Genomic DNA, 21,899 nt, shown 5'->3' with positions numbered 1-21,899 from the left:
TTCATTACCACAATTACGCAAAAGGAGCAATGAATATGGCTAAAACACCAGATTTATCAACCGACGAACAAAACCAAGCGATTTCACTGTTCGAAATGGGGTGGAGTGTAAAACAAGTAGCTCTGAAGTTAAACAGGAGTACATCGGCTATACGTAGGGTATTAAAGAAAAATGGTTATGAGTTAGAAGGGAGGAGACTATCCACAGAAGAAAAGGAGCGAATTCTTAAATTCTACAGCAATGGATGTACAAGCATTGCAGCTATTGCTCGGGAACTAAATAGAGGGGAAACGTCAGTAGCGAGGGTATTTAAGGAGTACGGATTAAAAACGGTGAATCCACGGGCGCTCCATGAATCTGAAAAGAAGATGGTTATCAGTTTATATCGACAGGGTCATAATTCCATAGCAGAAATCGCTCGACTTACTGGGCGAGGGGAAACCGCGATCGGTCGTGTCTTCAAACAAAATAATTTATCGCATTCAAGACGCTTTAGAAAGGACTTTTCACAGAAACAAATAAATCATATGGTGGCGATGTACAGAGACAACTCTACCAGTGGACAGATTGCCGAGGAGTTTCAAGTCTCTGATGACACTGTGCTGACGATTCTGAAGGAAGCCCAAGTTGTAATCCGTCCTAGGCAGTACCGATTAAGTGGGATACGAAACCATGACTACTTTGCAATTATAGATACGCCAGAGAAAGCATACTTCCTGGGATTAATAATCGCTGACGGTAGCGTAGGTATTAGAAAGAACTCGACAAATGCAAGTCGAAGGCTATGTATACAACTTCAAGAACGGGATGCCTACATCCTTCAAGAACTAAAGCGACAACTTGGCGGTCAAGACAATATCATTCGGTACACAAATCGCAGAGAAGCGTATTTTAACGTGTCATCTCAACAATTATGTGACGATCTCGCAAGGTATGGAGTTGTCCCAAGGAAAACAGGGCATGAGGTTCTTCCCACTATTGCTGATGAGTTAATGCCGCATTTGATTCGGGGAGTATTTGATGGAGATGGTTGTGCATGCTTGCGTACGAACAATAGGCTATCAGTCGATATCTGTGGATCACTTGCTCTATGCCAAGGAGTGAAAGAGTATCTGAAGAGGATGATAGGTGTAAATGACAACAAAATTTACACCCGAGAAAACCAGAACATTCATATATTCTCGTTTGCGGAGCGAAGGGATGTATGGAATTTTTACCATCTTATATACAGAGATTCAACAATATACCTTGAGCGGAAGAAACAGAAATTCACTCAATTCTTCGAAAGCAGAAACATGAAATACGATCCTTACGCAGTTGGAATTACATGCCACACATCAACGAAACTTGATCCTATATCGATACGGTGATTTTGTGATTCCAATTACCCCTCCTTTCATCGTATTAGCTTATATGTGTTTTGGGCTGTGCCAAGGCGTGTATCTGTTATTGTTCGTGCATTTCACGAAAAATGAAACAAAACGATCTGGAATGATGCACGGCATTGAAATGATAGCTGAAGTTACAGGAAGTATTGTTCGAGCGAAGGTTCTCATGGAGTTGAGTCCATATAATTGGTGTAAATTCAGTGGACGCACTGGGTGACATAAAAAGTGCCACCTCGTCCCTCTTTGGTAGAATCAGTGTGACAGCACGAAACTACTGGGAGGAATGCGAGAATGGCACAATACAAGATTACCGTGGATGAAGATATTTTGAAAGGGTTATTCACTGGGGATAAAGGCATGTCCCAACTGTTAGAGCAAGTCCTGAATCAAGTCCTGAAAGCACAAGCTTCAGAGCAATTGCAGGCGGAGCCGTATGAACGTTCTGAGGAACGAAAGGGATATCGTAATGGTACTCGCCCTCACCCATTGACCACCCGGATCGGTACCCTCACCCTTCGTGTCCCACGCTTGCGCAATGGGAGCTTTTCCACAGAATTGTTTGCACGGTACCAACGCAGTGAGCAGGCTCTCTTGTTGACACTTGTAGAAATGGTCATCAACGGTGTATCCACAAGGAAAATTTCCGCAATCACTGAGGAACTGTGTGGAGTCGACTTCTCGAAATCCACGGTATCGGAGTTGTGTAAACGACTCGACCCTGTTGTACAGGCTTGGAATGAGCGCAATTTGAGAGAAACGAGATACCCCTTTGTGTTGGTTGACGCCATCGTTCTAAAGATTCGGGAGGAAGGTCGGGTTCGCTCACGAGCTGCTATGATCGCTACGGGTGTCAACGAGGATGGGTATCGTGAAATCCTGGGGATGATGCTTGGGGACAGTGAGTCGCAGGCGAGTTGGACGGAATTCTTCTCCTGGCTCAAGAGTCGAGATCTAAGGGGCGTGGATGTTGTTGTCTCAGACAGCCACAGCGGGCTGGTAAAGGCATTGCAGGCACAGTTCCAAGGAGCAACATGGCAGCGGTGCCAGACGCACTTCATGCGCAATTTTCTTGATGCTACACCGAAGCATTTGCATGACGAACTGTACGGAAAAGTACGGGCTATCCTGGACGCACCTGATGTGGCAACGGCGCGGTTGTTGATGAACCAGGTGGTCTCGGATTACAGCGAGAAGGCACTCAAGGCAATTCAAATTCTCGAAAATGGATTTGATGATATTACGGCAGTTCTGTCCCTGCCCGAACGCTACAGAAGGCGTCTACGAACGACAAATGGCATGGAACGTCTGAATGAGGAGATACGCCGACGTGACCGAGTCATTCGGATCTATCCCAATCGCAATTCCGTGATCCGTCTAATTGGTGCGTTGCTGATGGAGATGGACGAGAAGTGGCAGTCGGGGCACAAATACCTCGACATGAAGGAATACTTCACATGGCGTGAGGAACAGAAGAAGCAAGCACAACAACTTTCAAAGGTTAGTCAACTCAGGTAACTTAACACTGAAACTACCGAGGGACGAATTTACACCACATTTCGGACTTGATCTCTCATGGTGTTGTTGCTCATTCTTACTTGGTTGTTTTATGACATTTGGTTTTTACTGCGAAAGGATTCCTAATGATTCTGGTAAGCCACTTCTTGACCTTTTAGCGGAGAGTGGTTGTAACCCGCTCGGAGCCAAAAGGTTATGAAGGCGTACCTTCCGCTTCAGATACATCCTCTTCGCAATTATAGCTAGTCTCTCGTAGCATGGATCGCTATGCCTGGGACGCTTGTAATACACGAACCTCCCGAGAATTTTGGAATTACTCACTACGTCGTAAATCTGAAATACACAAGAGTTTGTCTAACTTCCCCTACAAACTCAATTAAGGTTTTCCAATGCTCTATACAGAGCGTTTCAAGGTCTTTGCCTTGCCAAGATGGAGGGACGAATGGAAGTTCTATGGACATATCTCTTCCTGCTTCCAGTGACCATAAAGTCCCCTCATGGATCACGTAATCCCGAAGTCCTCGAATAATTATTCGTGACCAATCTTCGTAATCCGTGTACTTGTGACGAAGAGAATTAAGCCATACAACACTGCCAATAGTTTCATTTTTTAGATGATTCGTTAGTTTAAAGTGACTGGAGTAGTCCTTTGGATTTTTTCCAAGACACCTACATACATATTGCGCTAGAGCATCTAGTAGATCGTTTCTTAAATATCGTAATTAATATAGGTTTCTGGTATCCTAGATGTAGGAGGGGATACCAATGGGCAATCGCCGCAGGAAACCGATGCTGGTGCTATCCGAAGAAGAGCGTTCACTGCTACAGAAGGTCTCACAGTCTAGGACAGAGCAAGTTCGTCGCGTGGAGCGCGCCAAGATATTGCTGCAATTGGAGAGCGGTGCATCTGCACAAGCTGTCGCGAAGACGTTGGATACCAACGCAGTCAAGGTTCATCGGTGCCTGAACAAGGCGTTGCAGTTTGGCATCTCCACAGCATTGGATGACCTGCCTCGTAGCGGGAGACCTCCCGAGATTACGCCCGAGGCGCAGGCTTGGATCATATCTCTGGCTTGTCAAAAGCCTAAGGACCTCGGATACTCGTATGAACTGTGGACGATTCGGCTATTGGCGAAACACATCCAGGAACACGCCGTGTCTGCTGGACATGAGTGTGCCTCACGTATTAGCGCCGGCACCATCTCGAAGATGCTGTCGGCCAATGATATCAAGCCGCACAAGGTTCGCTATTATTTAGAGAAACGGGACCCAGACTTCGACGAAAAGATGGCTCAGGTGTTATGCGTATACCAGCAGGTACAGTTCATGCTCGATGAAGAGGAGAATGCATTTTACACGACGACAACGGTGTCCTATGACGAAAAGCCGGGGATTCAAGCTATCGGGAACACGGCACCGGACCTGCCACCACAACCAGGTCAACACAGTAGCGTAGGGCGCGATCATGAATATGTTCGCTATGGCACACTGAGTCTGTTGGCGGGTATCGACCTGATCACGGGCGAAGTCATCGGCAGTTTGGAAGATCGGCACAGAAGCCGGGAGTTCGTTGCCTTTCTGAAAAAGTTGGATGCCCATTATCCGCTGGAATGGAAAATACAAATGATTCTCGATAATCACTCGGCGCATACGTCGAAAGAAACACAAGCCTATTTGGAGACCGTACCCAACCGCTTTGTGTTCGTGTTCACGCCCAAACATGCATCGTGGTTGAACATTATCGAATCGTTTTTTGCAAAGATGACGAAGAGTATGCTTCGACACATCCGAGTATCCTCGAAGGAGGAACTGCGACAACGGATCGAAATGTATCTACACGAAGTCAATCAAAGTCCGGTTCAATTCCATTGGAGATATGGACTGGAATCTAAGACGCAACAACCGGGTTAAAAATTACGTTATATAGGAAACGTTGTACTAGTGCAGAGCTGATTCTACTCACAAACGCTTCAAATTCAGCCCTTAAAGGAAGATCTTCGAATTGGATAGTATGTACAACATTAATATGTTTATTATTCGACGGATGCGATAGTGAATTTTGCTTGGATTTCTTAGACCGTTGTTGTAGAACGAAGAGTCTATACATACATTGTTGCTGATGGTACTTGACACTATGTAGTGGTCCTATGAGAGTATGCTCATTTCGTTCCTTGTCTAGGTGGTATTCGTCAAGTCCATATCCAAGCACATGCGCTATTTGCCTGTTTGCTTGTTCACGGGGGAGGAATCCTGGGCCAGATTCGCTACCGATCTTAACGGTGAGATTGAACATTTGACTAAGGTGAGATTCGATCTGCTCCCTCATTGAGTCATCAACAAGTCCATTGACTCTGGTGGCGACGGGTACATTATCCAGCTTTACATATTGAGGAACTGGCATATTGATAGGCGGCTTTGTTGGATAACAGCACTCTTTAGCCAGTAATCCGCTACCACATGGGCAATTAGCATTCCGCTTCACTGAGGTTGCAGCCAATGTTCCTCCTCCTTTAACAATCTAGAGGTAAAACTCACCCCTGTTGTTTTTATCCACTGACCATCATTGCTCTCTGAAGTTGCTCAATTGATAATGGCGGATTCTGGCGATGTAGCATTCGATGGCAATTGGAACAAACAAGGGCAATACTATCAACGGAAGTAAGGGTTTCGGCTGTTAGTGCTGATAGTGGTACTATATGGTGTCCTTCAATGTAGTCCTCTCCTATTTCTCCGTAAGTTCTTTCGAAATCAAATCCGCAAACTTCACAAAACAAACGACCGTTATGGTTTGATTTGAAGTGGTCTTTCGCAGCTCTGATTACTGCAGGATTTCTTTCCTTGACTTTGTGCAACACTAACTTTCCTTTGCCCTCTATGTATGTGTCTTCATCAATTACAACCTTAGTTGTAGTGTCAGAGTGGATTGTTAGTAGATGTGTTACGTAATAGTCAAGTGAACCAAAACGTACGAGTAAATTGCGAATAATATCGTCGTTTGGAACAGTAACTCCATTGTCGTGAAACGTACTGGCATATCCAAGGTCATTCCATATGACGCTCGAACGAACATTACAGCGGCTGAAGTTGTGTATCATGATAATATGTTCGAACTTAGGATCGTTCCAAAAATAAGCGGAAGTCTTTGTGCTTTGGATTGGATTTAATGCAATATCCCCAATTCCGACAACAGCTCCTGTTCCGTTATTGAAAAGGATCAACTTATCTAATTTTGATACTCGTTTCCATCTCCCTTCACGGCTAGCATTGGATGACACCGTTGTACCCCAAGCGTATAGAGGGTCAGAAACTGCTTGACGTATATCTTCTTGTGGGTTCGTTTGTAATAGGTCTACTTGCAATTCGTCGGTGACTTTAATAGGTGTATCTAAAGTCGTTGTTACATTTTCTTCAGCCTTTACATTGATTCCAATTAGAACAAGTCGTTTCATCTTATTTGTCCTCCTTCAATAACGAATGACGTTCATATTTCTCAAGTTCATTGTTGCGAAAGAAGCATAGATGTTCATGTACCTGTCCGCTCAAAACAGACGGGAGAAACAGTCGAATATGCTTAGGAATCCCTTCGTTTGAGCCATGCAGTACCCAATCTATATCCTTCCATGCAAGGATGCCTTCATCTACGAGTTTGGGTTCGTCGTAGCCCGCATTGTCATGGATTTCACAGGAAAAAAGGTACATTCCCGAGTCCTCTTGTTCAGTCTGCCATGTGACTGTTCCGCTAAAGGATAGGTTGTTCACGACAATTCCAGTTTCCTCGTGGACTTCTCTAATTGCACCGTCAGTAGGCGATTCGTTTGCATCAATCTTTCCGCCAACACCAGTCCATAGCCCCATTAGAGGAGGTTTAAGTCTGTTGAGCATCAATATTGAGTTGTCGTGTTTGATGAAAATCATCGTGTACTTTAGTTGGTTGGTCACATTAGCACTCCTATAAATCTACTCCTAGAAGGATTTTACATGTGGTTGTTGTAATTAGTCCATAGAATTCGAGTTGCATACGGCGGTGAAATGATTTGAAAGAACAACTTGAGCGGATTTTTAACGAATATCCTTCCGCAAGCCTTACTAGCGGTCAACATCCACTACGCCAGTTTGTGAGTACAACAACTGCAAATCACTTTCGTGACTTGATCGATACAAGACAATATACGGTCAAGGCATCTACAGGAGCGGGGAATTGGGCAGCTATCCCGTGGATTTGCATATTTGATAAGGATATTACCGATAGTGTGCTACTCATGGTATCTATATTTGTTATCTGTTCAGAGCAGACATGTCAGGTGTTTATCTCTCGCTGAACCAAGGTTGGACTTATTACAAGGAAAAACATCCTCGTAAAATACATAACGCTCGTAATGAAATTCGAAGCGTTGCCTTGGCATGGCGAGAAGTCTTAACTTCAAACTTAAATGACTTCGACACAACAGAAATTGATCTCCATCACAAAGGCAGCCTTGCTGAGGGGTACGAGTTAGGTCATATTTGCGGGAAGTTCTACGATGCGCTACAGATTCCAGACGATACCGTTCTGGTTGCTGACCTGACTGCGATGATTGGTGTGTATCGTGAGTTGAAGGGACGCATGGAAGATGTACAGGACTTGTCCGTAACTAACGAGGATATATTGGTTTCAAAAGCAGTAAGTGAGGACGTAGATGATACGAAGTTTCAACAACGTGTATCTGCGGCTCAGCCTAAATACACAGCGTCACCACAGCCCAAGAAAGAGCCTCGTGTCTCACGAGGGCGCAAGTCTTGGCAACGTGACATTGGCATTGCACGCGGTGCGTTGGAGAATGCCAACTTTCTGTGTGAGTTTGACCCTACTCATGTCAGCTATACGTCTAAACGAACAGGCAGGAACTACGTTGAGGCACATCACCTTGTTCCTCTTAATCTTCAGGATCAGTTTGAGTACAGCCTTGATGTAACTGCTAATGTGGTTGCTCTCTGTCGTAACTGTCATGGCAGAATTCACTATGCCGTGGCATCCGAAAAGGAAGAGGTATTAGAGAAGCTGTATGAGTTAAGACGGGAGAGGTTATTGGGTCACGGGATTGATATCGGGCTGGAGGACTTGAAGAGAGCGTACGACTAGAGTACGCCAACTCCGTTAATGCTCTCGTTTCGTACGAGTCGATAAACGTCTAGATCAACATAAAATCCAAATTTTATAACAAATTCCAATTGCTCAAAAATGAGCAAAAGCAACAGATCTAGACTGCTCGCCACACCGAATATAGCCTACGTTATTAGGAAGCCCTCGTAGACGGTGTACCAACACATCTAAGGTTCCACAGAGTTAACCTTTTGCCTTTGAACGGCAGACCCACTTTTGGCTGTCGCTCTTGTCTCTGGACGACTATAACGATTCATCAGCTTGATGCCTTATGGATGTTGAGGGGCGATTACGTACGTAAACACTGGTGTCAATATGTTTGATTTCCTCAATGGCAATGGGATGTGGTCACTATCAGCAGACTAGTCCTCCTGCAAAGTTGAATCCTTGATTTGCGCTAGAACTTTATAGTTGTCACTGAGACTATCTACTCACCTTAGAAGGGTGAGTAGATAGCATCGACTTTGACCCAAAGAGTTGTCAGGCAATAGCTGTCCACAAGTAGGACGGACTGGGCAAGTCGGAGAACAGGGGGTTCAACAGACTATCTAGTTTGTGGTGCAAGTTTCACTCTGTGAAAACACTATCAAAATGAGTTATGAGTTCGAATTTGAGCCATCTAGTATAAAGTAGAGTTTATATAGCACTCACCTTTTCCTTTATAAACTCAGCGATCTCAATTTTTCGTTTCGCTGGAAAAACCCAGCCCTCTAACTTGTTGTTCCATCTCCCTCCGAGTGCTTTAAGTTCATCTTTGATTGCGGTCGTGTTTCCTTTAACTAAGAAGCTTTTCGTAATGCCCTCCTTATAGTAATCTTCCAAATACACGGTATCCTTTCTTATGTTTGGTAATATTGTAGTCTTCGCAGCTTCAATTTTTTCTGGAGAAGAGGTAGATGTGCCATCAATAACCTTACGCATGGTTAGAGACAGGTGTCTTTTAACCTTCTCCCTAAATTCTATAGTGGTTTTAAATCCTTCAACAATCCCATTTGGAATTATTTTACTTCTAAAATCTTTAACCTTTTTATATTGTTCAATATCGATTTCCGATAGTGAAATTTGCTTATCTGAAAAGTAAAGTAATACAGGCTTACCTGACTCAATGAAGTACTCGATCTCTTCCACTGTACCGCTTTCAGCAGCTCCAGTGTGTGTACCTATTCTGGTCCAAAAAAGACCTATGAGAAGGTCGCAGTTCTTTACGAACTGATCATTAAGAATGCCTTGGGGTCTATCCCCCAAAGATGGTGAAGAATGAGTTTCCCACCTAACAGGAAGAATCACAGTTTTCTCCTTCTGTGAATTCAGCGAATTCCACTCATGAATAGCTTCGACGATAATGTCTCGATCCTCACCAACGTCGGAGGGTGATGCAATTAGGATGTTATAAACTCTAGCATCAAAAGGCACTGAATCCTCCACCTTGTGAAAAATCTTGTTACAGTAGTTATTTTACTGTAAATAAAATGAAAAGTGTACAAGTGGAACAAAACAACTATTCCTTTAGTTTATTTGCGATACAATCTGGAATCCTGTTATTTAATGCATCCCAAGTTCAACATCCTCACGCCACGACACTACGCCGCGACTTATAGTCCCGCAATCATTGTTCGGGCAAATATCTTATTCGTGCAACCTACGCTCATAGCCACTACTCATTGATATCTTGATGCAGGACGTGAATAGTGTTCAGTGGTAGATCTCTTAGAGACTCACGTAAGAACGAAGGGAACAGCCTTGTATCCTTTAGCTTCGTAATATCATGCCATTTAAACAGCAAGTGACCATTATCTTCAACGCCATGTAACTCGTCTAACTCATAATATCTATGCCCTTCGGGGAACGAGACAAGGTAGTATAGGCTTAACTCGTGCCAAGAATCGCCTCCAAAGTCGAGGAAGTTCTCCGATACCCACAGTAACCCGCCCACGCTAACCTCAACATCGAGTTCTTCCTTCATTTCACGTCAAATTGTGTCAGGCGAGTATTCCAGTAGTTCAGCCCGTTCGCCAGGAAGTGACCAGAAGTCATCTGTTACGACCTTGTGAAGTAGGACGCTGTTGTTGTGAATGCAAACTGCCACACTACGGTAATTGAAGTACTTATTGCCTAATCACTCACAGAACTCCATCAAGAGGCAGCCAAAGTATAGGAAAAATAATGATGTGCTGGAAGGATCGTGTCGCAATTCGAAGAATACTCAACAAATCAGTTACAAAAGGTGAGGGGTTCGACATAGATGGCACGACGTAGAAAGAATGATACGTTTGAAATGCTCTGGCAAGGTCTAGTGGTTCTCCCTGCACTAGGTGGGTTTGCGTTAGGAGTGAACATCACTCATTCATTTGGTGTTGCGGCTGTTGGAGCGGGTGTAGGAGCAGGAATTGGGATCGGAATTCTCGCTTCAGTTAAGATGGCTCAAGCCGAGAAACTGAAACGGTCTGGTATCAATGAAGTGGACAAAATGAGTGGTCGTCAATTCGAGAAGTTCCTTGGTCACTTGTTCCGCTCCATGGGATATACGGTTAAGGTTACACGGGAGTCTGGGGATTATGGGGCAGACTTGGTTATTGAGAAGAGTGGTGTAAGGATCGTCGTCCAGGCCAAGAGACACAAGAACAATGTTGGGATCAAGGCGGTACAGGAGGTCCAAGCTTCCATTGCCCACTACAAGGCTCACCAAGGATGGGTTGTAACGAATAGCAATTTCACCGAAGCCGCTGTGAATCTAGCTAGGTCAAATGGAGTTAGGCTTATTGGGCGTAAAGAGCTTGTTGATATGATTCTAAACAAGACTGACAAGGCGCAGGTGTCAACGAATACAGGTAGGCAACCGACACAACAGGCACAGCCTGTGGCTCAACCCAAGGAGACTATTTGTGACAAGTGTGGAAAGCAGATGGTGTTGAAGCGAAGTTCGTTGGGCTTGGCATACATCTGCAAGGGGTATCCGGCGTGTAAGAATGTTAGGCATGTGTCTGGTTGATTAGAAGCAGTATCACTTACGCACGTTTAAAGACAAAGGAGGCGAGTTAGCCGTGTCAAATTGCCTGTATGATTTGAATACCAGAGAGTTTGTTCATTTAGCACAAACAAAGGAAATAGCAATTGAACTGAAAGAAAGATTCAAGCTCAGGTTTGGCTCCGCACCATCCGATTCGGAAGTAACCTCGTGGAGTAACTCCCTTTATGCACTGGCAACAGAAGTCCTACATGACCAGAGACTTCAGGACACTCACATTTTCCTGGAGTTCATGATGCCTCTTTCATCTGCACGATGCGATGTGATACTCGTCGGGCAGGACGCAAACGGAACGCATAATGCAGTTGTCATGGAGTTGAAACAATGGCAGTATGTTCGCCAATCATCCGTTAGAGACAGCGTGTCACTTAACGGTAGGGACGTTAGGAATCACCCGTCGGCGCAGGTCAAAGCGTACTGCAATCGTCTCAGGTATTACCATGAAGCATTCACTGACTCTGACATGTCTGTTACAGGCTGTTCGTATCTTCATAATCTGAGTGACAAGAAGTCCATTGACTTACTTACCTCGCCAAATTACTTTGGAATTATTGAAAAGGAGTATCCTATTTTCTTCAAACATGATGCCGATAATTTGACAAAATACCTTGTATCAAGAATTGGTCATGGGAACTCGTATGAGGTAGTCAAGGCGTTTAAAGATGGTCGTGTAAAGCCTTCGACCAAGTTACTTGATATGGTTGCGCAAGCCATTGATAACCGGTTTGAATGGTGTTTGTTGGACGAGCAGTTGGATGTATTCAACACGGTTGTATCAAAGGTTGAACAAGCAAAGGATTCTTCCACGAAATCTATTGTAGTTGTACGTGGTGGCCCAGGAACTGGAAAAAGTGTACTTGCAATTCAATTACTTGCATATGCGGCTCGTAACCACTGGAAAGTAGCACACGCAACAGGCTCAAAGGCATTTAAGACGGTGTTGCAAGCACTAACACAGAACTCGGCTGATGACTTAATGAAGAAGATACATAGTGTGCGTCTGAAGAAGGAACTTCCTGTGAAGGAACTGTTCACGCAGTTCGCTGATATAGGGAAGGTTCACCAAGGAACGTTTGATTTAGTAGTTCATGACGAGGCTCATAGGTTGTGGGACTTCCGACGCAATAGATTTGGCCAACAGGTTTCGAACGTGCCAATGATCCAAGAGGTCACAGATGCTTCGTGTGTCTCTGTGTTCTTCTTAGACGATAATCAAGCTGTACGTGCAAATGAAATTGGAAGTGTCGAGTACATAACGAACTTTGCCCGTGATAGGGGCATTGATACTGTAGTTATTGATCTAAATGTTCAATTCAGGTGTGCTGGCAGTGCGAGCTACATGGAATGGGTAGACCACTCATTAGGGTTCAATGCACCGAAGTCATTAGGATGGAAAGATTTTGAAGTTTATGACCTTCAGATTGTGGAGTCCATGCAGGAAATGCAGTCGAAGCTAGATGCTCTGCAAGCACAAGGGGAAAAGTGTAGGCTCACTGCAGGTTTCTGTTGGAAGTGGTCGGAGATTCAAGGTAATGGACAGCTCGTCCACGACATTAAAGATGAACGATTCAATGGCTGGAGTGCGCCGTGGATTGAGAAGGATATGTCTAAGGTTTCGCCAGGAGAGGATAAATACTTCAAGTGGGCAACTGACGACTACTATTACTCACAAGTAGGCTCAATATATTCCGTTCAAGGCTTTGAATTCGATTACGTTGGTTTGATATTTGGTGAGGATTTGGTTTGGAGAAACGGTCAGTGGGTTAGCGACCTAAGTAAGAACAAGGATTCATCGTTTAAAAGAAACGTTAAAGCGGCTGGCGAAGACCCAACTGAGAAGCTGAGGAATGTTTATCGTGTGTTGATGACAAGGGGGATGAAGGGGACATTTGTTTATTTTCTTGATAAAGAGACACGGGAATACTTAGAAGAGAACCTATTAAGTAGCCAACAAGGAGAATAATTGTAACATAATTGTAACTGGCACTTGGTTCGTTCAAGTGCCAGTTACGTTTAATTACATTAGGTAGTTTGTCGAAAGAATTCTAGCATGAACTCTTGTGCTGATTCACTGTGATTTCTATTTTTTACATAATAAAAGTCTTGTCTGCTATTCTCTTTACGTTTAATACTCAGGCGAAATTCAACGTCGACACCTTTAGAGTGAAGGTATTTGTTTAAATAGATTATTTCTGCAAAGAAGAACTTATACGCTTCATTCACAAATGCACAAGTTACATTGCAGATAGATGTATCGAAATAACCAAAACTCTCATCACCTACTATTTTTTTCCGTCCAACATGAACTTCGTAACGTACTTCTCCTTGTATTTTAATTTGCAGTTATTGCCGCAGCGATGATGCAAGATATCCTTTGGTAAGTTACCAACCGGAAGATAATTGTGTTCGATATACATGGTGACTACTGTTCTGGACGACATATCCGTTTTTTGTCTTTCAATTGTAAAGTCATCTACACTCAGGTGTTTTACCCAATGGAATATCGAATACTTACTCATGTTGTCGTAATGACGTTCAAGAACTTCCTGACGAACTCGGTCTTTTGAAACGTCAGATAGGTCAGCAATTCGAAGCAAAAGTGACAATAATCTTAAGTTAATCGGATGAACACCATCATGCAGTTCCTCAGGTATTTCTGCTACTTCTTGTTTTAACTTACCATGTGCAGAACTTATGACACCTATATCACGCCTTTCTGCCACCGAAAGGGGAAGTTTGGGGTAGTCGCTTACTAGCTCTTTTTCGGAAACAAACGGATGTTCTGTTCGCACGATTTCCTCTCTAAGACGTTCGACAGAAGAATGAATGTCGTAAATATGATTTAAGGCAAGTTGTGGTATTAATCCTGTGTCAGAAGAGTTGCTGGCAGCCACTTCTAGAATTCCTGAAACAGTCTCTTGAAGATGTTTAATGTCATCTTTATTCTGGTCGTGAAGTCGTCTTCTTTTTGGTGACGTAAGCATTCCAATGTCATGCAGGTAGCATGCAGAAAACAACCTAAATGCTTCCTTGCTGTTAAGGTAGATAGAGAAACTAGTCTTTTCGAGAATCTCGTGTATCTTATTTATAAGAAATCTGGCATGTTCATGATTGTGTAGGGTAAAAAAGGGCTCTTCGCTGGTTGAGATGGGTTGAACAAGTCAATCATGGAGGTATAAAAACCCATTGGCAAACCAGAGTTAGGGTCAATGCCTCCTTGTTGTCGGCTTGACATGACTTGTAGGATGCCAAGTTGGGCATCCGTCAAGAGCTTTCGCGGCATATCCTCCCTTTGGTCGGTATTCCACGCTCTCTTGACGTAACAGGAGGTTATCCAAATGTCCGATCCCGTTCTTGACTTGTTCAATCACTCTATTGGCGTTCAATCTCCCTGGCATGTTACTTCGGTTGAATTCAGCAAAGAGAATAAACGTCTTGACATCACGGTCGACTACAAAGATGGAACCAAGTTCCCATGCCCAAATTGCGGCAGTCAGAACACGGACATCTACGACCGCGACACTCGCTCATGGAGGCACCTCAATCACTTTGAGCACGACACATACATTCACGCCAAAGTGCCTCGAATCTGGTGCCATGATTGCTCGAAGGACAAGGGGGTGTACGGACCATCGAAGTGCCCTGGGCACGCAAACGCGGGCATTTCTCATACGGCTTCGAGGCATTCATCCTTCAACTGGTTCGCGAGATGCCCGTTCTGGCAGTTGCACGTCTAGTCGGGGAACATGATACCCGTATCTGGCGTATCGTTCGCCACTATGTGAATCAGGCTCGCGAATCACAAGACTTCTCAGATGTTCACCACATTGCGGTTGACGAAACCTCTACAGCTCGCGGTCATCACTACGTGACCGTTGTTGCAGATACAGAGCAAAGACGGGTAATCTTCGTCACGCATGGCAAAGACATGAGTACCCTTACGCGATTCGTCGATGATTTCACGCGACATGGCGGCGACCCAGATGAAATCGAAACTGTCTGCTCCGACATGTCTCCAGCATTTATTGCTGGTGTTCACAAATACTTTCCTGACGCTTCACTCACATTTGACAAGTTCCATGTTACGAAAGTAATCGGTGAAGCGGTGGACAAAGTACGCCGTGAAGAACAACGCACACAGCCCATGCTCAAACAATCCAGGTACATTTGGCTGAAGAATGAGCACAATTTGACAAGCAAGCAAAAAGAGCGATTACAGGAGCTTCGGCACTTAAATCTCAAGACGGCAAAGGCATACCAGATGATGCTGACATTCAAAGAGCTTTGGATACAGCCAAAGTCCCTTGCCAAGCCGTTTCTGGACAAGTGGTACTTCTGGGCCACGCATTCGCGGCTCAAACCAATGATTGACGCCGCTAAAACCATTCGCCGCCACCAAACTGGCATACTGTCTTGGTTTGATAGCAGAGTGAATAATGCCCTGATTGAAAGTATGAACAGTCTCATCCAAGCCATGAAACGAAGAGCGAAGGGTTATCGCAACGTCGAGAACTATATCTCTATGATTTACCTGTTGCTAGGCAAGTTGTCCTTCGCTTTACCCACCTAAAACAGCGAGGAGGCAATTTTAAAGCGGTGTGTTTCCAAGTCCTGAAGCGATATGTTGGTACTGTTCACTTGACCTATAAGAGCCGTTAACAGGTTAATGACTGTACTTTTACCGTTCGCACCAGAACCAATCAACATTATCGCTTTCTCGTATTTCGTATGTGTTACAAGACAATATCCGATCATCTCTAGGAGCGTGTCCACTGCATCCTCAGGCATTACAGAACAAAGGAATTCTTTGACGACAGGGTCGTTAGCTGTAGGGTCATACATTACAGGTAGTTGTATCGTCCCTAATCGCTCTGGTGTATGTGGTAGAAGCTCCCCTGTGTTCCAATTCAACAATCCATTTGCCACGTTGATTAACCCGTCATTTGGGTTGACGTACTCTGACTGACTAGGGACTGTAGCTTTCTTTGTCCATGTAAGAGATTCCGTTAAATATTTACCTTTCCACCATGTACCTAGTAATTTAACCGTTAAATTTTCAAATTCCCTGTCACCGTCTTGCTTATAAACACCTTTGTCATAGCGATAAAGTACATTTCCATCAGAGAATACTTGCAGATAATTGTCGATAATGTCTCTACCCAGTAAAACTGGACTAAAGGATTTATTCAAAAAATACTTTTGCGGATCCGCTTGTATCTCCGATTTATCGGAGCTTGAGCCAGAACCAAAGTACGTCCCGTTAATATGTTCGTCAACTAATTTTTCATCGCCACAGAATACATGCCTCGCCAGTGAGCCTAGCCTATCCTTATCAACCTGATATCCCATATTACGTACGTCTATAAGCTCCCAAAACTCATCCTGTGCTTGTTGGTTACGCTCAGCAGATTCTATTGCTTGCTCCAACCATTGTTCATACATATCCTCTGTCATTTCTTCTTCCCAGATTTCAAGCGTCGTCATCGTCACTTGCATCTCTCCTTCTTATCATGTGTGTGTTTCGAGTGTTGTGCATGTTTATTGCCCTCCGTAAGGTTCGTGTTGGGTTAAGAACGCTTACTTCTCATTAACCAAATGCTCTAGTTCCTTTAACTGCCCCTCCTTTGCTACACACCACAGGTATTCTGGTCGAATCCCCAAGTCGCTGTCCTTATACTTGAGAAGATAAACCATGAGTTGTAGAGCCTTCAGATTTCTGTCCCTTTGTTTTCCGTCAGAAAGAAGCTCAACCAATTCTTGAATCATAAGATTGTTCTGCGGTGCTTCTATAGGATCGATTGACCCATCAATGAGATGACGGATTTGGTTTAATACCAACTCGACCTGTTTCTGATGAACTACTTGATCTATTTCCCCTACGTGCGGATTTACTACATGTGTTTTGGTAAATATGTTGCCATTTTCATCGACCTCCTCGTATTCTTCTTCATAACTTTCTTTTGCAGATAACTGCATTAGGTGTAATCTCTGAATCTCCAACTCTTCGTGCGGCTCAAGCTCTTTCTGAAAGTAGCGTGGGTCGAGTTTGAAAATCTCGGACAATTGCTCAAGTCGTTTGGAAGGAATTTTTCGTTTCCCACTAAGCCAACTGTGAACTGCTTCTGGACTTATACCTAATTCCTCAGCAACTGTCTTGATTTGAACACCAAACTCCTTTGTAATAAACGCCAGTCCAAGTTGCCCCATTCGTTTCACCTTCCGTTGGTTAGTTGGATAACCTAACTTGATTTCAATGTAACATTGGTTAGTCGAATAAGCAACAGTCTGCAATAAAATATTTTCCGTTCACACAAAGGATAAACTGCTTCTCCTCAACGTTATCGACGAGAACAGGTATCGGACGTACGCTCAACACATCCTAAAAACTAAGGAGCGAGCGTGTATGCCAAAGGATCAGCAAATACCCATAGACGGTAACTTAACGTTGGAAATCACACGTAGGAAAGGAACCAAATCCAGAGCAATATTGATCGCTCTCGTCGGTGAGTATGATGGTTTTCTTTTGGATTACTACGATAGCGCCAAGGATGCTGAAGAAGCCGCACGGCATTTCAAGGAATGCTACAAGGTGGCTGTAGAGGCAGGGTTCAAGGTGGTGGAGAGGTTCTTTGTACTTGAGGATGCTTGTAGAGTATCGGTGGCTGAGGGATTGGCCGTAGAAGAGCCTGTGGAGGCGTTTAGAGAGGTTCTGAGAATGTTGAAGGCGTATCAGATGCCTGAGAAGTTTCTGAAGCGTAGACAGGAACAGGCGGCTCTCGCCGCCTGTTCTATGGTGTTGTACTGCCCGTCTATCTTTTGATCCAATTCAACGGCGAAACTCGTCTATGAACTTGCGTTATATCAGCGAGGAACATATTTACATATCGCTTACTCATTTGAATGTCAGTATGTCCCAAAATTCGTTGTAGGGTAAAAGGATCGCCACCATTAAGAATGTACATCTTCGCCATCGTATGACGGAACGTATGTGGTGATACTCTAACGCCTTTAATTCCTGCGGCCTTGGCGTAGTTTAACAACCTCTGCCGAAAACTGCTTGGCAAAAGCGGTTCTCCATAGTTTGATACAAACACCATCGCCTGTTCAGGGAAGTTCCGCTTTACCTCTGATATTAACCTAGAGAGCATCTTACCCGTCTTTTTGGAAATAGGCACTTGTCTGCCTTTACGTGTCTTTGCCTTTTTAGCTGTGACAGTAAGCACAAGCCTCGAAAGATCAACGTCTTCGTGAGTCAGCGTTAACGCCTCGCTTATACGAAGCCCAGTATCTAGTAACGTTATCATGAGCGTATTGTCACGAAAACCCGTGAATGTAGAGAGGTCACATTGGTCTAGCAACCCATGTATCTGCGCCACGGTAAAGGTCTGAACACCATCATCTTCGACTCGGAGCAGCTTTATACGTTGTGTCGGGTTATGAGAAAGGTAGCCCTCATCGTAAAAGAACTTAAACATGCACTTGATTGACCTCAGACGTATGTTTACAGTACCAGGTTTCAGACCTATCGATCCTCGACCACTTGTAGGATGCCCATCGTAGGCGACCTTTTCGTCTAACATATACGAAATCCACTCCCGAATAACACCGTGGTCTATATCGTTAGGTGCTATGGGTGAATGAACTTGTTGAAGCCATTCGTTGAAATACTTGAAGTGTTTACGGTGATCAGCAATCGTTCGTTCGGCACGTCCCTCAGACTGCTTTGCAGCAATGAAAACGTCAAACAATTCACTCAGCGTCAAACTGCCTGCAAGAGATAAATTAGGTGAGGGATCAAGGCTACTCGATATGGCTTTTACAATTTTGCGTCCCTTCCGCTTATCCATAACAAAAAACCTCCGTTTTGACATAACGCCACAACGGAGGACTACAATGGACTACGAAAATATCGAACGTGTTCTATGGAAAAATCACTTCCAGACCACGTCTGTATCTTCAGTTGTCCAGTTTACTAAAACCGCAGTACGGTAGGTTTTTATCCCTCTGGCGCACCCGAGAGGATTCGAACCTCCGACACATGGTTTAGGAAACCACCGCTCTATCCGACTGAGCTACGGGTGCACATTTCAAATGCCCTAACATTTTACCTCAAAAACACGCTAACTTCAATGTACCGGAAATAACTGTCATGTCCCCGAATCTGAGATATTTCTCCGCCAAGCTCCTCAATCTCAGCAAAAAAGCACCTGGACCCCTCCTACCCCATCTTCCCCGGCACCGGCAGCTTCCCCTTCAAAAACGCCAGCTCACAATCCGCCACATTAAGCACCACATGCCCTTCCCGACACGTAAAGTCCTCCACTTTCAGCGCAATCCCAAGCGGATGAAGAATACTCGGCAAATGGACCTTGAGAATCTGCCTCAGCACATCCACGCCCTGTGGTGCATCCTTCATGGCTTCCTGCAGAGACCGCTGTACAATCGCCGCCGGAATGGGCACAAGCTTGTGCGCGGAGATCTCCACGGCGACTTCTTCCCGCTCTCGATAGCAGTGTGGGCGTGCCAGAAAATCGATATTCCACATGAGAATCTTCAGTTGGCCGTGAACGCCGTCTTCCTTGATGTCGGTGATGCGCAATTTCAGATCGGGTGCGAGTTCCGTAATCCACCCGTTGATGTCGTCTGCTGACAGTTGTACATTCACGTGCGAGATGCGCATGTTGGTCCTCCTGCCGGCCTGAAGAAGACCCAAGGCCGGATCGGCGTAAGCCCGAAGGGGCAGCCGAATCCCAGCCTTGGATGTCAATGATGGCCATATCGGTGATTTGGCGTGACGAGTGATTACTTCGCAGTAATATATTCTACTCCGCCCATATATGGAACCAACGCCTTTGGCACGCGGACGGAGCCGTCGGCCTGTTGGTTGTTTTCGAGAATGGCTGCAACAGTTCGTCCCACAGCCAAACCTGACCCATTCAGCGTATGCATAAACTCCGGCTTTGATGTATCGTCCCGGCGGTAGCGCAGGTTCGCGCGGCGGGCCTGGAAGTCTTCGAAGTTTGTGCAGGAGCTGATTTCGCGGTACGTGTTGGAGGCTGGGATCCAGACTTCCAAGTCGTACTTTTTGGCGTCTTTGGAGCCGAGATCGCCGGTGCAGATTTCGATTTGGCGGTACGGCAGCTCGAGTGCCTCGAGGACGGCTGCGCATTCCGCGACGAGCTCTTCGAGCACCTTATAGGAGTCCTCTGGCTTGACGAGGTTTACGAGCTCGACTTTTTGGAACTGGTGCAGGCGGATGAGACCGCGTGTATCTTTGCCGGCTGATCCGGCTTCGGATCGGAAACATGAGCTGTAGCCGGCAAATTTGACCGGGAGCTGCTCTGCTGCGAGAATTTCGTCGCGATAGTAGTTCGTCAGCGGGACTTCGGCCGTTGGGATGAGATAGTACGGCAGGCCTTCGAGCTTGAACATCTCATCGCCGAACTTGGGCAGGTTGCCTGTGCCGACGAGGCTGTCTTCGTTGGCGATGAAAGCCGGGAACATCTCCGTGTAACCGTGGCGGTCCGTGTGGATGTCCAACATGAACGCCGCGAGAGCGCGTTCCAGACGTGCACCGAGGCCCTTGTAGAGCACGAAGCGCGATCCGGTGATTTTCACAGCGCGCTCAGTGTCTAGGATGCCGAGTGCTTCCGCCACTTCCCAGTGCGGTTTCGGTTCGAAGTCGAACTTCGGAATGTCGCCCCACGTGCGAATGACCGGGTTGTCGTCTTCCGATTCGCCTTCTGGCACGGAGTCGTGCGGGACATTTGGCAGGCTGAGGAGGATGTCCCGGATGGTGGCTTCCCCTTCGCGGACGATGTCATCCAACTCTTTGATGCGGTTGCCGACTTCCTTCATCTGTGCGATGTCGGCCGTCGCGTCTTCGCCACGCTTCTTCTTGCGGGCGATGGCCTCAGATGTGGTGTTGCGCAGGTTTTTGAGTTGTTCCGTTTCCGCCAGGTTTTGACGCCACGCTTCGTCTGCCGAGAGCAGCTCGTCGATGGTGGCGGGATTCACTTTTTTGCGGGCGAGTTTCGTCTTGAACTCGTCCGGATTTTGCCGGATGGCGCGAATATCTAGCATGTGGGCACCTCGTCTGATCTGAGATTGGTTGTCCAAAGCATAGCAGTCGTAAAGAATGCGGGCAAATATAAACAAACCGCCCCCGCGAAAAGGGCAGGTGAACGCGTGGTTCAGCCTCCCTGTTCCGCAAAAAGGGCGGTTTGAGGGTTACGATCGCTTTTGTTCACCGAGACCTAAGAAATACTCGTGAAGACGCGTGTCACCCGTGAGTTCCGGGTGGAATGACGTCGCGAGCAGATTTCCTTGGCGGACGGCGACGATTCTGTCGTCATACGTCGCCAGCACTTCAGCGTCCTTGCCGACAGACTGAATGTGCGGCGCGCGGATGAAGACCGCCGGATAAGGTTTGTCCCCCAGCGCGGGGAAATCGAGATCGGCTTCGAAGCTCTCCCGTTGACGTCCAAATGAGTTCCGATTGACCTCTACATCCATGAGTCCAAGGTGCACGGTATCCTCGCCTGCGATGTGCTTCGCAAGGACGATCATCCCCGCACAAGTCCCAAACACCGGCTTACCCTCGTTTGCAAGTTTCTTCACCGGTTCAATTAGGTCGTAGGTGCGCATGAGTTTGCCGATAGCTGTGCTTTCTCCTCCAGGGAGAACCACCGCGTCAGCGCCCTCCAGCTCGTTTGCACGGCGCACTTCGACGGCGTCCGCGCCAAGCTCGCGGAGCACGCGAATATGCTCTCGAAACGCTCCCTGGACCGCGATTACGCCAACTTTCATCCGAATTGACCCCTTTTTATCT

Annotated in this window: 20 protein-coding genes, 1 tRNA gene and 1 pseudogene; 9 read left to right on the top strand and 13 right to left on the bottom strand. The window is 45.7% G+C overall.

The features are described 5' to 3' along the window. Positions 1-35: 35 nt before the first annotated feature. From NZD86_RS00190 to NZD86_RS00180, 3 genes are all read left to right on the top strand, one after another. The gene (locus NZD86_RS00190) at positions 36-1,370 is read left to right on the top strand and encodes a helix-turn-helix domain-containing protein (protein ID WP_268044473.1); all 1,335 of its coding nucleotides are present in this window, start codon (positions 36-38) and stop codon (positions 1,368-1,370) included. Between the two features lie 309 nt (positions 1,371-1,679). Further along, positions 1,680-2,903: an IS256 family transposase gene (locus NZD86_RS00185; RefSeq protein WP_268043348.1), complete on the top strand. Its 1,224-nt coding sequence runs from the start codon at positions 1,680-1,682 to the stop codon at positions 2,901-2,903. Positions 2,904-3,668: 765 nt separating this feature from the next. Then, positions 3,669-4,814 (top strand): IS630 family transposase, encoded by a 1,146-nt coding sequence (locus NZD86_RS00180; protein WP_268044472.1) that lies wholly within the window; start codon positions 3,669-3,671, stop codon positions 4,812-4,814. On the opposite strand, the gene NZD86_RS24610 is transcribed toward NZD86_RS00180, so the two are convergent. From NZD86_RS24610 to NZD86_RS00170, 3 genes are all read right to left on the bottom strand, one after another. Then, a complete protein-coding gene (locus NZD86_RS24610) occupies positions 4,792-5,385 on the bottom strand; it encodes an SEC-C domain-containing protein (protein ID WP_407655229.1) in 594 nt (197 codons plus the stop codon). The two genes, NZD86_RS00180 and NZD86_RS24610, sit on opposite strands and share 23 nt — an antisense overlap. Positions 5,386-5,449: 64 nt before the next feature. Beyond that, positions 5,450-6,352 (bottom strand): HNH endonuclease, encoded by a 903-nt coding sequence (locus tag NZD86_RS00175; RefSeq protein WP_268044471.1) that lies wholly within the window; start codon positions 6,350-6,352, stop codon positions 5,450-5,452. Position 6,353: 1 nt separating this feature from the next. Continuing rightward, a complete protein-coding gene (locus NZD86_RS00170; protein ID WP_268044469.1) occupies positions 6,354-6,842 on the bottom strand; it encodes an NUDIX hydrolase in 489 nt (162 codons plus the stop codon). Positions 6,843-6,937: 95 nt separating this feature from the next. On the opposite strand from NZD86_RS00170, the gene NZD86_RS00165 reads away from it, so the two are divergent. After that, a complete protein-coding gene (locus NZD86_RS00165) occupies positions 6,938-7,222 on the top strand; it encodes an MrcB family domain-containing protein (RefSeq protein WP_268044468.1) in 285 nt (94 codons plus the stop codon). After that, complete coding sequence (locus NZD86_RS00160) at positions 7,198-8,022, top strand: MrcB family domain-containing protein (protein WP_268044467.1); 825 nt, start codon at positions 7,198-7,200, stop codon at positions 8,020-8,022. Before NZD86_RS00165 ends, NZD86_RS00160 begins: the two co-directional genes overlap by 25 nt. Before the next feature lie 657 nt (positions 8,023-8,679). Here NZD86_RS00160 and NZD86_RS00155 read toward each other — a convergent pair. Further along, positions 8,680-9,456: a DUF4062 domain-containing protein gene (locus NZD86_RS00155; RefSeq protein WP_268044466.1), complete on the bottom strand. Its 777-nt coding sequence runs from the start codon at positions 9,454-9,456 to the stop codon at positions 8,680-8,682. Between the two features lie 829 nt (positions 9,457-10,285). Here NZD86_RS00155 and NZD86_RS00150 point away from each other — a divergent pair. Together NZD86_RS00150 and NZD86_RS00145 are read left to right on the top strand one after the other, a co-directional pair. Then, positions 10,286-11,032 (top strand): restriction endonuclease, encoded by a 747-nt coding sequence (locus NZD86_RS00150; protein ID WP_268044465.1) that lies wholly within the window; start codon positions 10,286-10,288, stop codon positions 11,030-11,032. 52 nt (positions 11,033-11,084) lie between these two features. Continuing rightward, entirely contained in the window at positions 11,085-13,031 is a 1,947-nt protein-coding gene (locus NZD86_RS00145) for a DUF2075 domain-containing protein (protein WP_268044461.1), read from the top strand. 319 nt (positions 13,032-13,350) lie between these two features. On the opposite strand, the gene NZD86_RS00140 is transcribed toward NZD86_RS00145, so the two are convergent. Then, entirely contained in the window at positions 13,351-14,139 is a 789-nt protein-coding gene (locus NZD86_RS00140; RefSeq protein WP_456057550.1) for an HD domain-containing protein, read from the bottom strand. A gap of 14 nt (positions 14,140-14,153) precedes the next feature. Continuing rightward, positions 14,154-14,351 (bottom strand): hypothetical protein, encoded by a 198-nt coding sequence (locus NZD86_RS00135; protein ID WP_268044459.1) that lies wholly within the window; start codon positions 14,349-14,351, stop codon positions 14,154-14,156. Between the two features lie 55 nt (positions 14,352-14,406). On the opposite strand from NZD86_RS00135, the pseudogene NZD86_RS00130 reads away from it, so the two are divergent. Beyond that, positions 14,407-15,638, top strand: a pseudogene (locus tag NZD86_RS00130) (ISL3 family transposase). Here the strand turns inward: NZD86_RS00130 and NZD86_RS00125 are convergent. Both NZD86_RS00125 and NZD86_RS00120 read right to left on the bottom strand, forming a co-directional pair. Then, the gene (locus tag NZD86_RS00125; RefSeq protein WP_268046740.1) at positions 15,635-16,552 is read right to left on the bottom strand and encodes a hypothetical protein; all 918 of its coding nucleotides are present in this window, start codon (positions 16,550-16,552) and stop codon (positions 15,635-15,637) included. The pseudogene NZD86_RS00130 and the gene NZD86_RS00125 overlap by 4 nt on opposite strands. A 93-nt stretch (positions 16,553-16,645) precedes the next feature. After that, positions 16,646-17,359 (bottom strand): helix-turn-helix domain-containing protein, encoded by a 714-nt coding sequence (locus NZD86_RS00120; protein ID WP_268044458.1) that lies wholly within the window; start codon positions 17,357-17,359, stop codon positions 16,646-16,648. 112 nt (positions 17,360-17,471) lie between these two features. On the opposite strand from NZD86_RS00120, the gene NZD86_RS00115 reads away from it, so the two are divergent. Then, positions 17,472-17,888 (top strand): hypothetical protein, encoded by a 417-nt coding sequence (locus tag NZD86_RS00115; RefSeq protein WP_268044457.1) that lies wholly within the window; start codon positions 17,472-17,474, stop codon positions 17,886-17,888. Here the strand turns inward: NZD86_RS00115 and NZD86_RS00110 are convergent. The 5 genes from NZD86_RS00110 to pdxT all read right to left on the bottom strand — a co-directional run bounded on the left by NZD86_RS00110 (position 17,878) and on the right by pdxT (position 21,877). Then, positions 17,878-18,915: a tyrosine-type recombinase/integrase gene (locus NZD86_RS00110; protein ID WP_268044456.1), complete on the bottom strand. Its 1,038-nt coding sequence runs from the start codon at positions 18,913-18,915 to the stop codon at positions 17,878-17,880. The two genes, NZD86_RS00115 and NZD86_RS00110, sit on opposite strands and share 11 nt — an antisense overlap. Before the next feature lie 158 nt (positions 18,916-19,073). Next, positions 19,074-19,150: transfer RNA gene (locus NZD86_RS00105), tRNA-Arg, on the bottom strand. A gap of 136 nt (positions 19,151-19,286) precedes the next feature. Beyond that, complete coding sequence (locus NZD86_RS00100) at positions 19,287-19,835, bottom strand: hypothetical protein (RefSeq protein WP_268044455.1); 549 nt, start codon at positions 19,833-19,835, stop codon at positions 19,287-19,289. A 35-nt stretch (positions 19,836-19,870) separates the two neighbouring features. Continuing rightward, positions 19,871-21,151, bottom strand: coding sequence for a serine--tRNA ligase (gene serS, locus NZD86_RS00095; RefSeq protein WP_268044454.1), 1,281 nt, complete (start codon positions 21,149-21,151; stop codon positions 19,871-19,873). Positions 21,152-21,298: 147 nt separating this feature from the next. Beyond that, complete coding sequence (gene pdxT, locus NZD86_RS00090; RefSeq protein WP_268044453.1) at positions 21,299-21,877, bottom strand: pyridoxal 5'-phosphate synthase glutaminase subunit PdxT; 579 nt, start codon at positions 21,875-21,877, stop codon at positions 21,299-21,301. Between the last annotated feature and the right edge of the window lie 22 nt (positions 21,878-21,899).

This window comes from Alicyclobacillus dauci, from assembly GCF_026651605.1.
GTDB lineage: Bacteria > Bacillota > Bacilli > Alicyclobacillales > Alicyclobacillaceae > Alicyclobacillus > Alicyclobacillus dauci.
Note: the sequence above shows the minus strand (reverse complement) of the source record. Positions and strands in the feature narration are given on the sequence as shown.

Excerpts from the sequence above, each read along its gene's own strand:
- NZD86_RS00135 (WP_268044459.1), bottom strand. The coding sequence starts at position 14,351 with ATGCCGCGAAAGCTCTTGACGGATGCCCAACTTGGCATCCTACAAGTC.
- NZD86_RS00185 (WP_268043348.1), top strand. The coding sequence starts at position 1,680 with ATGGCACAATACAAGATTACCGTGGATGAAGATATTTTGAAAGGGTTA.
- NZD86_RS00190 (WP_268044473.1), top strand. The coding sequence starts at position 36 with ATGGCTAAAACACCAGATTTATCAACCGACGAACAAAACCAAGCGATT.
- NZD86_RS00115 (WP_268044457.1), top strand. The coding sequence starts at position 17,472 with ATGCCAAAGGATCAGCAAATACCCATAGACGGTAACTTAACGTTGGAA.
- NZD86_RS00175 (WP_268044471.1), bottom strand. The coding sequence starts at position 6,352 with ATGAAACGACTTGTTCTAATTGGAATCAATGTAAAGGCTGAAGAAAAT.
- NZD86_RS00110 (WP_268044456.1), bottom strand. The coding sequence starts at position 18,915 with ATGGATAAGCGGAAGGGACGCAAAATTGTAAAAGCCATATCGAGTAGC.
- NZD86_RS00150 (WP_268044465.1), top strand. The coding sequence starts at position 10,286 with ATGGCACGACGTAGAAAGAATGATACGTTTGAAATGCTCTGGCAAGGT.
- NZD86_RS00180 (WP_268044472.1), top strand. The coding sequence starts at position 3,669 with ATGGGCAATCGCCGCAGGAAACCGATGCTGGTGCTATCCGAAGAAGAG.
- pdxT (WP_268044453.1), bottom strand. The coding sequence starts at position 21,877 with ATGAAAGTTGGCGTAATCGCGGTCCAGGGAGCGTTTCGAGAGCATATT.
- NZD86_RS00160 (WP_268044467.1), top strand. The coding sequence starts at position 7,198 with ATGTCAGGTGTTTATCTCTCGCTGAACCAAGGTTGGACTTATTACAAG.
- serS (WP_268044454.1), bottom strand. The coding sequence starts at position 21,151 with ATGCTAGATATTCGCGCCATCCGGCAAAATCCGGACGAGTTCAAGACG.
- NZD86_RS00125 (WP_268046740.1), bottom strand. The coding sequence starts at position 16,552 with ATGACGACGCTTGAAATCTGGGAAGAAGAAATGACAGAGGATATGTAT.